General features: G+C 44.9%; 12 protein-coding genes. 4 read left to right on the plus strand and 8 right to left on the minus strand.

All coding sequences use genetic code 11. From position 1 onward, the window contains the following. From tuf to rimI, 3 genes are all read left to right on the plus strand, one after another. Positions 1-1,173: elongation factor Tu (gene tuf, locus ACS72_RS04295; protein WP_048881335.1), on the plus strand; the 1,173-nt coding region annotated here is incomplete at its 5' end. A 212-nt stretch (positions 1,174-1,385) separates the two neighbouring features. Then, positions 1,386-2,267, plus strand: a complete 882-nt coding sequence (locus tag ACS72_RS04300) for a metal-dependent hydrolase (protein ID WP_048881336.1) — start codon at positions 1,386-1,388, stop codon at positions 2,265-2,267. Between the two features lie 104 nt (positions 2,268-2,371). Continuing rightward, on the plus strand, positions 2,372-2,830 hold the full coding sequence (gene rimI / locus ACS72_RS04305) for a ribosomal protein S18-alanine N-acetyltransferase (protein ID WP_048881337.1): 459 nt from the start codon (positions 2,372-2,374) through the stop codon (positions 2,828-2,830). A 34-nt stretch (positions 2,831-2,864) separates the two neighbouring features. On the opposite strand, the gene ACS72_RS04310 is transcribed toward rimI, so the two are convergent. The 3 genes from ACS72_RS04310 to trxB all read right to left on the minus strand — a co-directional run bounded on the left by ACS72_RS04310 (position 2,865) and on the right by trxB (position 5,479). Further along, positions 2,865-3,680 (minus strand): arginyltransferase, encoded by an 816-nt coding sequence (locus ACS72_RS04310; protein ID WP_048881338.1) that lies wholly within the window; start codon positions 3,678-3,680, stop codon positions 2,865-2,867. A 21-nt stretch (positions 3,681-3,701) separates the two neighbouring features. Further along, positions 3,702-4,433 carry a leucyl/phenylalanyl-tRNA--protein transferase gene (gene aat / locus ACS72_RS04315; protein WP_005221106.1) on the minus strand — a complete coding sequence of 244 codons (732 nt, stop codon included), beginning with the start codon at positions 4,431-4,433 and terminating at the stop codon, positions 3,702-3,704. A gap of 83 nt (positions 4,434-4,516) precedes the next feature. After that, positions 4,517-5,479 (minus strand): thioredoxin-disulfide reductase, encoded by a 963-nt coding sequence (trxB, locus tag ACS72_RS04320; protein ID WP_004811157.1) that lies wholly within the window; start codon positions 5,477-5,479, stop codon positions 4,517-4,519. Positions 5,480-5,740: 261 nt separating this feature from the next. Between trxB and ACS72_RS04325 the strand changes: the two genes are divergently transcribed. Beyond that, complete coding sequence (locus ACS72_RS04325) at positions 5,741-8,887, plus strand: DNA translocase FtsK (RefSeq protein WP_048881339.1); 3,147 nt, start codon at positions 5,741-5,743, stop codon at positions 8,885-8,887. A gap of 64 nt (positions 8,888-8,951) precedes the next feature. On the opposite strand, the gene ACS72_RS04330 is transcribed toward ACS72_RS04325, so the two are convergent. The 5 genes from ACS72_RS04330 to ACS72_RS04350 all read right to left on the minus strand — a co-directional run bounded on the left by ACS72_RS04330 (position 8,952) and on the right by ACS72_RS04350 (position 12,641). Beyond that, positions 8,952-9,239, minus strand: coding sequence for a PA4642 family protein (locus tag ACS72_RS04330; protein ID WP_005221110.1), 288 nt, complete (start codon positions 9,237-9,239; stop codon positions 8,952-8,954). Between the two features lie 304 nt (positions 9,240-9,543). Continuing rightward, positions 9,544-9,816 (minus strand): cell division topological specificity factor MinE, encoded by a 273-nt coding sequence (gene minE, locus ACS72_RS04335; protein WP_004811152.1) that lies wholly within the window; start codon positions 9,814-9,816, stop codon positions 9,544-9,546. 2 nt (positions 9,817-9,818) lie between these two features. Further along, positions 9,819-10,631, minus strand: coding sequence for a septum site-determining protein MinD (gene minD / locus ACS72_RS04340; protein WP_004811150.1), 813 nt, complete (start codon positions 10,629-10,631; stop codon positions 9,819-9,821). 65 nt (positions 10,632-10,696) lie between these two features. Then, the gene (minC, locus tag ACS72_RS04345) at positions 10,697-11,416 is read right to left on the minus strand and encodes a septum site-determining protein MinC (protein WP_004893319.1); all 720 of its coding nucleotides are present in this window, start codon (positions 11,414-11,416) and stop codon (positions 10,697-10,699) included. 157 nt (positions 11,417-11,573) lie between these two features. Then, positions 11,574-12,641 (minus strand): hypothetical protein, encoded by a 1,068-nt coding sequence (locus tag ACS72_RS04350; protein WP_004893321.1) that lies wholly within the window; start codon positions 12,639-12,641, stop codon positions 11,574-11,576. Positions 12,642-12,651 lie beyond the last annotated feature (10 nt).

The following is a 12,651-nucleotide window of genomic DNA, read 5'->3' on the forward strand; positions in this document are numbered from 1 at the left end:
GAACGTAATAAGCCACACGTTAACGTGGGCACAATTGGTCACGTTGACCATGGTAAAACAACTTTAACAGCTGCGATTGCAACTGTATGTGCGAAGAAATTCGGTGGTGAAGCGAAAGACTACGCTGCAATTGACTCTGCACCAGAAGAAAAAGCACGTGGTATTACCATTAACACTTCTCACGTAGAATATGATTCTCCAACTCGTCACTACGCTCACGTAGACTGCCCGGGCCATGCCGATTATGTTAAAAACATGATTACTGGTGCTGCTCAGATGGACGGCGCGATCCTTGTATGTGCTGCGACTGATGGTCCAATGCCACAAACTCGTGAACACATCCTTCTTTCTCGTCAGGTAGGTGTACCTTACATCGTTGTATTCTTGAACAAATGCGACCTTGTAGACGACGAAGAGCTTCTTGAGCTAGTTGAAATGGAAGTTCGTGAACTTCTTTCTACTTATGACTTCCCAGGTGATGACACTCCAGTTATCCGTGGTTCAGCTCTTCTTGCGCTTAACGGCGACGCTGGTCAATATGGTGAAGCTGCAGTTGAAGCTCTTGTTGAAGCGCTTGACTCTTACATCCCAGAACCAGAACGTGCAATCGACCAAGCATTCTTGATGCCAATCGAAGACGTATTCTCAATCTCAGGTCGTGGTACAGTAGTAACTGGCCGTGTTGAGACTGGTATTGTTAAAGTTGGTGAGTCAGTTGAAATCGTTGGTATCCGTGATACACAAACAACAACTGTAACTGGCGTTGAAATGTTCCGTAAACTTCTTGACGAAGGTCGTGCGGGCGAGAACTGTGGTGTTCTTCTTCGTGGTACTAAGCGTGAAGACGTTCAACGTGGTCAAGTACTTGCTAAACCAGGTACAATCAAGCCACACACTAAATTCGACGCAGAAGTATACGTACTTTCTAAAGAAGAAGGTGGTCGTCATACTCCATTCCTTAACGGTTACCGTCCACAGTTCTACTTCCGTACAACTGACGTAACTGGTGCGATCGCGCTTAAAGAAGGCGTTGAAATGGTTATGCCTGGTGACAACGTTGAGATGTCAGTAGAGCTGATCCACCCAATCGCAATGGACGCAGGCCTTCGCTTCGCGATCCGTGAAGGTGGTCGTACAGTGGGTGCTGGTGTAGTGTCTCGTGTTACTGCATAATCACTGATTGTGTAAAAAAAGCGTCCCTTTGGGACGCTTTTTTTTGTTTATCTAAAGTGAAAAATAAATTGTCTAACAAAATTAGAGCGCTGTCCTAAAGTGATATTCAGCTGACCTTAACTGCAATGATGTCAAGCAGATAACTGAGTAAGATACCAATAAGAAAATAGAAAAATAGGGCCGGGTCGAGAAGATCTGTCAGGAGGCGTTATATGAATGCTGAAGTAAAAATTACTCATCGTGCCGGTGCAAGTTTTCCTGTACGTCGCATGAACTTTGATTTTGAACAGGTTCCAGAATACTGGATGAATGGTTCAGCCGGGCTGACTCATTTTATGACAGCATTGTCTGCCTTGTTTCCCGCAGGTGAAAAATTCTTTATCGACAGTGTGCGTGCGGTACGTAATCATCCCAAGCTTAAAGACAATGAAGCACTGCAAAAAGAAATCTCTGCTTTCATTGGGCAAGAAGCGATGCATACCCAGGAACATGTCGGCTTCAATGCCTCAGCGCAAAAATACGGCCATGATGTTGATACCTTGGATCGTTATACCGATAAAGTCATTCAAACGACGCGTAAAGTCATGGCAAAATTGGCCAAGCCTGTGGGAATTACTCAGGAAATGGTAGATTTGACTGCAACGACCGCACTTGAACATTTTACTGCGACCATTGCCTCTCAGTTGTTGACCAATAGTCATATTCAGGAACTGATGAAAGATGACACCATGAAAACCATGTGGTTGTGGCATGCCATTGAAGAAAATGAGCATAAAGCTGTGGCCTATGACGTGTTTGAAGGCGTGTTTGGAAAAGGCTTAAAGTCATATCTGTTACGTACCAGTTCACTGGTAATTGCTATGGTGACTTTGTTCTTTGTGCAAAGCTATTTTGTCATGCGTTTGCTAAAGGAAGATCGTCAGTTAAACCTGGAATCCCTCAAGGACATTTACGAATATGGTTATAGTCCGTCCAAAGGTGTAATTACTGGTATGGGGCGTGAAATGGCGATGTACTTCAAGCCGGGTTTCCATCCAAATGACCATGACACACACAGTTTGCTGGCACACTGGAAAGGTAAACTTGGTCTTTAATCTGACACTAAAAAAGGGCGATTGAAATCGCTCTTTTTTTTACTCGATTTTCAGCATAAAGTTTCTATAATGCGCAGGAGATTTTTATTGATAGATGAACGAACATGATTCGTTTGATGCAAATAGCAGATATAGATGCGGTCACCCAGATTGAGCAACAAGTGCAATCTCATCCTTGGACCAGAATCCAGTTCGAGGAAGCCGTTAGTGCTTATCAGAGCACTATTATTGAATATGCAGGTAAAGTGGTGGGCTTTTGTATTTTGCAACCGGTACTGGATGAAGCCAATTTATTACTCATGGCAATTGACCCAAGCCAGCAGGGTAAAGGTCTTGGTTTTCAGTTGCTAGAAGAATCTATTCAGTTACTGAAAAATAATCCGGTACAGATTTTCCTGGAAGTACGTGAATCAAATACAGCTGCAATTCGTCTTTATGAAAAGGCTGGTTTTCACCAGATTGACCTGCGCAAGAATTACTATCCAAACCCGGGCGGTGGGCGTGAACATGCCATTATTATGGTGAAAGCATGTACGGATGACTTTGCCAGCCTGTTTAAATAAATCAGATTAATGCTTCTTTTTAGTGACGACCATCTTACTTGATGATGGGATTATTCCATCCGGAGGGTAGGGTCGTCATCAAGGAGTTTCCCAGGTGTTCAATCTCCGCCGCATTGAGCGAGCGGTTTAACCGACGCCATTGGCCATCAATCAGCAATTCAAGCGGCAGATATTGAGACTTGTAATTCATCTTGCTGGAATGCGGTACCCAGTAACCCAGATAAATAAAAGGCAGCTCTAATTTCTGAGCATGTTCAATCTGTTTTAGAATTGCAAAAACACCGAGTGAACGTCGATTTTCATCCGGATCGAAGAAGGTATAAACCGCAGAAATTCCATCGTCGAGCAGATCACAGGTCGATACACTAATCAGCCGATCATCTTTCCAGAGTTCCAGGAAAAAGCTATCGGTACAGCTTTGCAACAAAAACTTTTCAAACTGATCCCGGCTTGGTGGATACATATCACCATCGGCGTGGCGTTCATTGATATAGCGTTCATACAGCGCATAATGGCTATCATTTGCCTGCTGCGGTGCAGTAATGCGCAGGCTTAAGTCCTGATTTCTTTTCCATGCCTTTTTTTGTGAACTGTTCATGTTGAATTCACGCACGGGTACACGAGAGGAGAGGCATTGACGGCACAGGTGACATTCAGGACGATATACAAAATCGCCACTACGGCGGAAACCGGTACGGGATAATTCAGAAAGTGTCACCACATCTATGCGATGTGAGGGATCGAGAAAAACCATACGTGCAGACTTGTTGGGCAGATAGCTGCAATCGTGTGGCGGGGTAATATAATACTGTAAATCGTTCAGTAGGGATTTTGGTTGATAGGAGTTCATGACAAATTCCCTCTGTTATTTTCATTCATTTAATCGCGCATTTAACGCTATTGTTTTACTTGAAAATACACCCTCCTGATACTTTTGCCAATTGATAGGTGGGCGTTTTATCACATCCTGTAACGAATTAAGATACGCTTGGCGAGAAATTGTACTGGCACCGAGGCTTAACAGGTGGTCATTGACCAACTGGCAGTCAATCCAAGGAAGCTGATTTTCCTGACCTATCAGCATTAAAGTATAAAATGCCATTTTCGAGACATCGGTCTGGGTGCTGAACATGGATTCACCAAAACAGCCCTGTCCAATGGTGATACCATATAATCCGCCCACCACTTGCTCTTCATCCCAGACTTCAATGCTATAGCCATAACCGGCTTCGAACATATCACAGTAACCCTGAATAATATCTTCGCTAATCCAGGTGTCATCGGCATAAGCACGAGGCAGTGAGCAGGAACGGATAACACGTTCAAAAGCATGATTCACAGTAATTTTATAATCATACTTTTTCATATTTCGAATCAGCGATTTACTCGGATGATAACCCTGTGGTCGGATAATGCAACGTGGTTCCGGGCTCCACCAGCAGATTGGATCACCTTCGGAAAACCATGGAAACAGGCCATGTGAATAGGCTTCAAACAGGGTAGATGGAGTGAGATCGGCGCCAATACAAATCAGGCCTTCTCCTTCAAGATCCACTTCTACAGGATTGGGGAAAATGAACTGTGAAGGAGGAAGATGTTGCATGCTTGAACCTGGTTTTAGAATCATCAGTATTTATCATACATAAAAAAACCGCCCAAGATGGACGGCTTTCTCATTTTCGCTGCTTAGTCTAACTTGCCCATCGCATCGAGATATTTTTCTGCATCCAGTGCGGCCATACAGCCCGAACCTGCAGAGGTAATTGCCTGACGGTATACGCTATCCGCAATATCACCCGCAGCAAATACGCCAGGAATAGAAGTTTGCGTTGCATTGCCCGCAGTACCGCTTTGCACCTGGATATAACCATCACGAAGCTGTAATTGACCTTCAAACATGCTGCTGTTTGGCTTATGGCCAATCGCAACGAACATGCCTGAAACTTCAACTTCTTGAGTCGAATCATCTTGAGTTGATTTCAAACGTACAGAAGTTACGCCTGCTTTGGCATCACCTAAAACTTCATCCACTTGATGATTCCAAATGATGCTGATTTTTCCTTCTTTCTCTTTTTCAAACAGATGGTCCTGAAGAATTTTTTCAGAACGCAGGCTGTCACGACGGTGTACCAAAGTCACGTGAGATGCGATATTTGACAGGTAAAGTGCTTCTTCTACCGCAGTATTACCACCACCGACAACCATAACTTTCTGGTTTTTATAGAAGAAACCATCACAGGTCGCACATGCACTCACACCTTGACCCATAAATGCAGCTTCAGATTCAAGACCCAAGTATTGCGCGGTCGCACCGGTACAAATGATCAAGGCGTCACAAGTGAACTCTTCCATGTCGCCTTTTAATACGAAAGGACGTACGTTCAGATCTACTTCATTGATGTGGTCATACACGATTTCAGTACCGAAACGTTCCGCATGCGCCTGCATACGCTCCATCAATACTGGACCAGTCAGGCCTTCAGGATCACCTGGCCAGTTGTCCACTTCAGTCGTCGTTGTCAGCTGACCACCAAGTTGCAGACCTGCAATGAGTGTCGGTTTTAAGTTTGCACGCGCTGCATACACAGCGGCGCTATAGCCAGCAGGGCCGGAACCTAAAATAATCAGTCTTGAGTGACGTGCGCTCATCGGGCTATCCTTTTTGTATTTAGAAATTTATTGAATTATACGTGAAACTGTATAACAGTGGTGTGAGATTAAAGTCGATATTATTGATCATCCAAATCGATTTGAGCTATATAGAAGTGATAAAGAACAAGACCTATGTGCAGTTGCACAATACTGCATCTTTTTTCGTGTAACAGGTGCATAATAGGCATTTTATTGCGTCGTTTTTTTGAATCATAATAGCAAAAGAACATTCATGAAGAATTGGCTACAGGACAGTATATGACAACGGTGTCGAGTGCTTATGCACAGCGCTTAGTAATGACATTATTTTTGGTCTCATTTGGGATCTATCTGTTTCTTGCAACAGTGACTTATACGCCATTTGACCCGGGGTGGATGCACATTTCCAGTGACACCCAGACGGTATCAAATGCCAGTGGGGTTGCAGGTGCATGGATTTCAGACTTACTGTTTGGTTTTCTGGGCTGGGCGAGCTTACTCATTCCATTATATCTGTTCGTAGAAGCGGTACAGGTCTGGTGGCCACACAGCTTCCTGAACCGGCCATTCCGTTATGCAGCGCAATTCTTCCTGTTACTGACTACTTCTGCCTTACTGTTCCTGTTCTGGGAAGTTCCTGCTGATACACTGGATAATTCGTCGGGCGGCATTATCGGTTATGAGTTAGGTCAGAGTCTTGAACAGCTATTGACGATATACGGTGCGGCAGTGTTTCTGGTGGGTTTATGGGTCATGCTGTTTACCTTGGCCTTTGGCGTGAAATGGAACAAGACCTGGAGCAGCCTGAAAGCAACGCCTGCATATTTACAGGATCTGTTTTATCGTAATGTCCCGGAAGGGGAGGGCGAGTTTGATCGCTCTATGGCAGTTGCCAAGAAAGATATCGCCAGCAGCCCCGCTAAAAAGAGCATCTCAACGCCGGTGGTTCCTGTACCTGAGCATGAGCCTGTAGAAATAGATCCCGTAGTTCGTGACCATGTAGCCGAGCGCCTGTTTGATGACATTGCTGACCGTGAATTCAAGGCGCAACAGAAAAAACATATCGAACCTGAACTTAGTCCGGAAGATGAAGAATTTGAAAAAACGCTTGAAAAAGCGCATCGCCTGATTCAGGATCCAGATCGCGTAATTACCACGGGCGAAGTTTGGCGTGCCTTGCATTCTGATGAGGATCAGCGCCATAAACAGGATATCGATGCTTTATTAAAAGCAGCGGAAGAACAACAACATACCCCTGCAGCCCCTCCTACAACAATTGCTCCAATTCAGGAAATCAAGGCACATCTCAAAACTGAAACACCTGTACCGTCTGTGACGACGAAAAAAGGTCTGGATTGGGATGATGATGAAATCTTTGATGAGCTATTGGCAGCTGTACCGCCGGGTAAAACTGCGACGGATGTGCATAGTCCATTTACTGCGCAAGCAGCCACTGAACAGCCAACCTTAAGAATTGTCGAAGACTTGCCCAAAGGTGCGGCAGCGACTGCAGCTGTGGCAACAGGCATCAGTATTCCACCGGTTTCTACGTCCGCAATACGTAACACGGGGCTAGAAACTGATTTTGATGATCTGGATGATTTGCTGGTCGAGGATATTGAGCCAGAAAAGCCAGCCCGTGCTTCCAGCTATGCGCAGTCTTCCGCTTTTGTACAGGCACCGATTCAGCATCAAAGCATAGAAGTTTCTGCACCTGAAAGCAACTCGACTGCTCAGACAGCTCTTCAACAAAATACAAATCAGCACAATACTATTGATGAAGTGAAAGCGACATTATCCAAAGAAGAATTTATTGAAGCATGGCATGAAACTGCGGGTGCTCCTCAAGAAGAAGATGAATTCGATTTTGATGCTCCATTGACTGACTCGATGGGCCGTCCATTGTCACGCGCCATGATGGTGGCTGAACGCCGTAAAGATCTTTCGCCATTACCAGGGCTGGAACTACTGGATGAAGTTGATCCGAACAAGAAAGTCAATTTCACCGAAGAGCAATTATCACGTCTGTCTGAATTGCTGGAAATCAAACTGCAGGAATTTAACGTCAAGGCCAAAGTGGTTGAAGCGCAGCCTGGCCCAGTGGTCACTCGTTTTGAACTGGATCTGGCACCAGGTGTAAAAGCCTCTAAAGTGACCAATATTTCCCGCGACCTGGCGCGTTCCATGTCGATGGCTTCAGTGCGTGTGGTTGAAGTGATTCCAGGAAAGCCATATATCGGGATTGAAGTACCAAACAGCACCCGTGAAATGGTACGCCTGATCGAGCTGGTTAAAACGCCGAAATTTGAAGATGCAAGTGCCATCCTGTCGATGGCGATGGGTAAAGATATTTCTGGCAATCCGGTGATTACTGAACTTGGTAAGGCACCGCATATGCTGGTTGCCGGTACCACTGGTTCCGGTAAGTCGGTTGCAGTAAACTCGATGATTTTGTCGATGCTGCTCAAGTACACACCTGATCAATTACGTCTGATCCTGATTGACCCGAAACAGCTGGAACTCGCAAACTATAATGATATTCCACACCTGTTGACGCCTGTCGTCACGGACATGAAAGATGCAGTCAGTGCACTAAACTGGTGTGTCAATGAAATGGAACGTCGTTATAAGCTGATGTCCTTCCTGAAAATTCGTAAGCTAAGTGACTACAACCGTAAGGTTGAAGAAGCCATTGCCAATGGTGAAGATCTGTTTGATCCAACCTGGAAAGCCAGTGAATCGGTGGCAGGGGAACGTGCACCACGTTTGACACCATTACCATCGATTGTGATTGTCGCGGACGAATTCGCAGATATGATCATGCAGGTCGGTAAAAAAGCGGAAGAAATGATTACCCGACTGGCACAGAAATCTCGTGCTGCGGGGATTCATCTGTTACTGGCAACTCAACGCCCATCGGTAGATGTGATTACCGGTCTGATCAAAGCCAACATCCCAACACGTGTAGCACTGCGTGTAAACTCGAAAATCGACTCGCGTACCATTCTGGATGCAGGCGGTGCAGAAGACCTGCTTGGTCATGGTGACATGCTGTTTCTGGGGCCAGGTAAGATTGAGCCTGAGCGTGTGCATGGTGCCTTTATTGCCGATGATGAAGTTAACCGTATTTGTGATGCCTGGCGTGAGCGTGGTGCACCGAACTATGTTGATGAAATTCTAACTCCATTTGATGAAGAACCAACAAGTCGTGGCTTTGAAGATGGTGGCGATGGTGCTTCTGACCGTGATCCACTGTATGACCAGTGTGTGTCTTTCGTACTGGAAACTCGTAAGGCATCTACATCATCGCTACAGCGTAAGTTTAGCCTCGGTTATAACCGTGCTGCCCGAATCATTGACCAGATGGAAGAAAATGGTGTGGTGAGCGCGATGGGCGCGAATGGTAAGCGTGAGATTCTGATCTAATTCAGCATCTCCACCGATAAAAAAGCCTGCATGAAGCAGGCTTTTTTATTGCATCAGCAAAGTCTTAAGCGAACTTGGCCAATACTTCAAGGAACTCAGCACTGTGACGCGGGAATTTCGCGATCACGTCATGAATGCGTTCACCTTCAGGGTTAGTAGCATTGATATCACGACCATCTGCAACGAATTGAGTCAACAGGCGTTCATAGTCAAAAGGACGCATGTGTTTATAAGCATGATAAAGCACATGAAAGTCTGCGTTTACGCCTGCAGGAGGTAATTGAGTGAGATAGGCAAATACACGCTCATCTGACCATTCTTCGTTAAACGTTGCCGGTTGAGACAATGCCATCACAAGCTCCTTGATATAATTTTCGACATGAAAAAGGCAAAATATGAGTACGCAAGTGACAAAGTATTTTTCATTTTCTCTGTCTACCTTGAAGCTAAACTTCGGATCTTGTGATTGGGTAAAGTAAACTTTGTATAACCAGTCCACTCGAAGCATCGCTTCTCGTCTTGCGCTTCAACAAAGCAGTAATTTACTTTCAGTCCAATCGAAGCAAAGCTTCTCGTCTTGCGACTGAACAAAGCAGTGCTTTGTTCAGTCTCATATTTTGCCTTGAATCAATTTAATTGACTAATCAAAAATCAAATTATCGTTCTTCAGGTAAATTGATATTCATTTCAAGCATTTCAATATTCGCTTCAGAACGGACCTGCATTTGAATATGCTGTTCATCTACACCGCGAACATAACGATTGACCACTTGCATGATTTCTTTCTTCATCATGTCAATCTTGTCCTGGCTTAAACGACGTCCCAGACCCTGTTCAGATGCAACAATTACCTTTAAACGGTCTTTCGCGGTTTGTGCGCTTGTTGGTTTTTCCTCACTGCTAAAAAGCTTACTCCAGAATCCAGCCATGCTTATGCTCCAAATAGTCGAGCTAACCAGCCCTTTGGTTTCACTTCAATATGACGGTAAGGACGCTCTTCACCCAGGAAGCGCGCAACCAGGTCATCATAAGCCTGACCTGCAGCAGAAGCAGTAAAGTTGATAACTGGCTTGCCTTCGTTTGATGCTTGCAGGACACTTGGACACTCAGGAATTACACCCAGAGTCGGCACACGTAAAATATCTTTAGAAATGTCATCAATGGTCAACATTTCCTGTTTATCCGCGCGTTCAGGATTGAAACGTGTGATACACAGATGTTTACGGATGCGGCCTTCATTTTGTTCTACTTTTTTAGTCTTGCTGTCGAGCATACCAATGATACGGTCAGAGTCACGTACTGAAGAAATTTCAGGGTTAGTGACAATGATGGCTTCATCAGCATGGTACATGGCCATAATGGCACCACGTTCGATCCCTGCAGGTGAGTCACAAATAATGTAGTCAAACTCCTGCGACAGTTCATCCATTACACGTGCAACACCTTCATCAGTGAGGGCATCTTTATCACGTGTTTGAGACGCTGGCAAAATATATAAGTTCTCAATATCCTTATCGCGAATAAGCGCTTGTTGTAATCGCGCTTCGTTATTTAAAACATTCACAAAATCATAAACAACGCGGCGTTCACAACCCATGATCAAGTCAAGGTTACGTAAACCCACGTCAAAGTCGATAACAACAGTTTTGTGGCCACGTAGGGCTAAACCTGTTGCAAAAGATGCACTTGTTGTAGTTTTACCTACACCACCTTTGCCTGACGTTACGACAACAATTTTCGCCACCGAATCCACTCCTGTTATGGTTTAAATTCCCTATTTAACATAGGGTTTTGGTGTTTATTTATACATTAAAATTCTAGAGCTTCAAATACAAGCTCTAGTTGATCATTCAAGTAAATATGCACAGGCTTTTTCACCACATGCGGTGGAATATCGTCTGCAACACAATAGGTACCTGCAATCGAAATCAGTTCTGCTTCCAGTGCATGACAGAAAATGCGTGCTGCAGTATTGCCGCCTGCACCGGCAATCACACGACCACGGGCACTGCCATAAACATGAATATTGCCAGAGGCAATCACTTCTGAACCGCTGTTAATGCCAGCACTGATAATAATGTCGCCATGATGCTGCACAATGCACTGGCCAGTACGCAGGATTTCATCATGGTAAGAAGTCACATGAGCAATGACAGGTGCTGCCTTAACTTCTTCTGTTCCAGCATCTGACTTAACAACTTCCGGTTTGACTTCAATGACCTGTTCTTTGGTTGCCTTGATTTCCTGTAGCTGACGGTCAGGTGGCAATACCGGGAACTGGATTGCACGTGCCTGATCTGCAAGCAGGCCTTCAGTCACCGCCATCGGTTGTACATCCATGCTGATCAACAGCTGGATAAGCGCGATAAGTTCCTGCTCGACAGTACTTTCAATCACCACCAGGGTGCCCGGTGGAAAAGCAGCTTGTAATTTTGGTGCTAATTGCTGGCGGATCGCATCATGGTCATTTGTTTCAAGGGTAATGCGAATCGCATTGACCATTCTGCCCTTAATCCGTATATCAGCCATAGTTCTTCCTTAATACTTCTGACTTGTAAATTTTATGTCGAAGTAATGTTGTAAATAGTGCAAATCCTAGAACAAATTTCGTTAATTCTCTAGCGATCCAAGTTATTTTTTTATGCGATCAGATGCCATAAAAAAGCATAGCATTATTCATGCTGAATTAGAGGTATGTTGAACGCTGATTTTGCTCATTTTCTTCCAGAATCTGCTGCCACTGTTTAATTTTGACCTGTTTGCGGATCGCTTCAAGTGTTTCAAAAACAGCCGACTCCACCAGTTTGTCGATGTTTGGATTTTGTTCAATCTGGATCTGACTGATCTTTTCAGAAATCATGGCAAAAGTTGGATTATCTTTACTGTAATCAGTATGCGTAAACGGATCGATCAATCCTTGGGTGATATTTTCTCCCAGACGTTGTCCGATACTCTGAATCTGCTGTTCCATGCGACTGCCTACAATCGGGATTAGGCGTAACAGCCGGGTCAGCTCTGGCGTATCTTCAATGGCTTTATTCACCACCTGGCCGACGTTTTTGGAAATCATATAACGTTGTGCCTGTAATTCCTTGCCTAGGGTTTCTTGCAGGATATCTGCCAAGGCAATCGCAAATAATTGACGGTGATGCTCGACCAGGTCATCAATCAGTTGACGGTGCGTGGTACTGGTGGTCAGTTCGCGTTTAATTCCGTCCAGTACGGTCACTACAATACGGCTGGTCAATTCTTCCATAACTAGGTTGTAGTAGAAGTTGCCACGCTTATACCAGCGAGACGGAATCACCTTGAAACCATGGCTATGCAGGTTGTAGCCGATAGCCACTGCGCGGAGCAGACGCAGGAAACGCAGTTGCGGCACGATAGCGAGAATTTCATACCAGTGAATAAACGGAAAGAACCACCAGCGGGCATGATGACGCAAGACTATGGCAATTAGCCAGCGCACCAATAACTCCCCAATCAGGAAAGTCGTAAACCAGCCTTCAGTAATGATCACCCAGGGACGCAGTTCAGCCTTATAAAATTGCAGGATTTCAGGCAGACGTATGAAATCGAATAACCATTGTCCGAAGTCGCTCATTAAAATGGCATTGGCACTCAGGCAGAACAGGTTGATGACGATTAACACCATCATAAAGATGTCATAGGCCAAGGCGACCTTCCAGCCCCAGGTGCCTTCACGGAAAAACTTAAAGGCGCTGGAGCTGGTTTTCGGGGGAGTTGGTTTCATAGTCTCTCAG

The sequence above is a fragment of the Acinetobacter sp. VT 511 genome (assembly GCF_001077515.1).
Taxonomy (GTDB): Bacteria; Pseudomonadota; Gammaproteobacteria; order Pseudomonadales; family Moraxellaceae; genus Acinetobacter; species Acinetobacter schindleri.

Bases quoted from the DNA above. Each gene is read 5' to 3' on its own strand.
- trxB (WP_004811157.1), bottom strand. From the start codon at position 5,479: ATGAGCGCACGTCACTCAAGACTGATTATTTTAGGTTCCGGCCCTGCT.
- rimI (WP_048881337.1), top strand. From the start codon at position 2,372: ATGATTCGTTTGATGCAAATAGCAGATATAGATGCGGTCACCCAGATT.
- ACS72_RS04310 (WP_048881338.1), bottom strand. From the start codon at position 3,680: ATGAACTCCTATCAACCAAAATCCCTACTGAACGATTTACAGTATTAT.
- minE (WP_004811152.1), bottom strand. From the start codon at position 9,816: ATGGCTGGATTCTGGAGTAAGCTTTTTAGCAGTGAGGAAAAACCAACA.
- aat (WP_005221106.1), bottom strand. From the start codon at position 4,433: ATGCAACATCTTCCTCCTTCACAGTTCATTTTCCCCAATCCTGTAGAA.
- ACS72_RS04300 (WP_048881336.1), top strand. From the start codon at position 1,386: ATGAATGCTGAAGTAAAAATTACTCATCGTGCCGGTGCAAGTTTTCCT.
- ACS72_RS04350 (WP_004893321.1), bottom strand. From the start codon at position 12,641: ATGAAACCAACTCCCCCGAAAACCAGCTCCAGCGCCTTTAAGTTTTTC.
- ACS72_RS04330 (WP_005221110.1), bottom strand. From the start codon at position 9,239: ATGGCATTGTCTCAACCGGCAACGTTTAACGAAGAATGGTCAGATGAG.
- ACS72_RS04325 (WP_048881339.1), top strand. From the start codon at position 5,741: ATGACAACGGTGTCGAGTGCTTATGCACAGCGCTTAGTAATGACATTA.
- minC (WP_004893319.1), bottom strand. From the start codon at position 11,416: ATGGCTGATATACGGATTAAGGGCAGAATGGTCAATGCGATTCGCATT.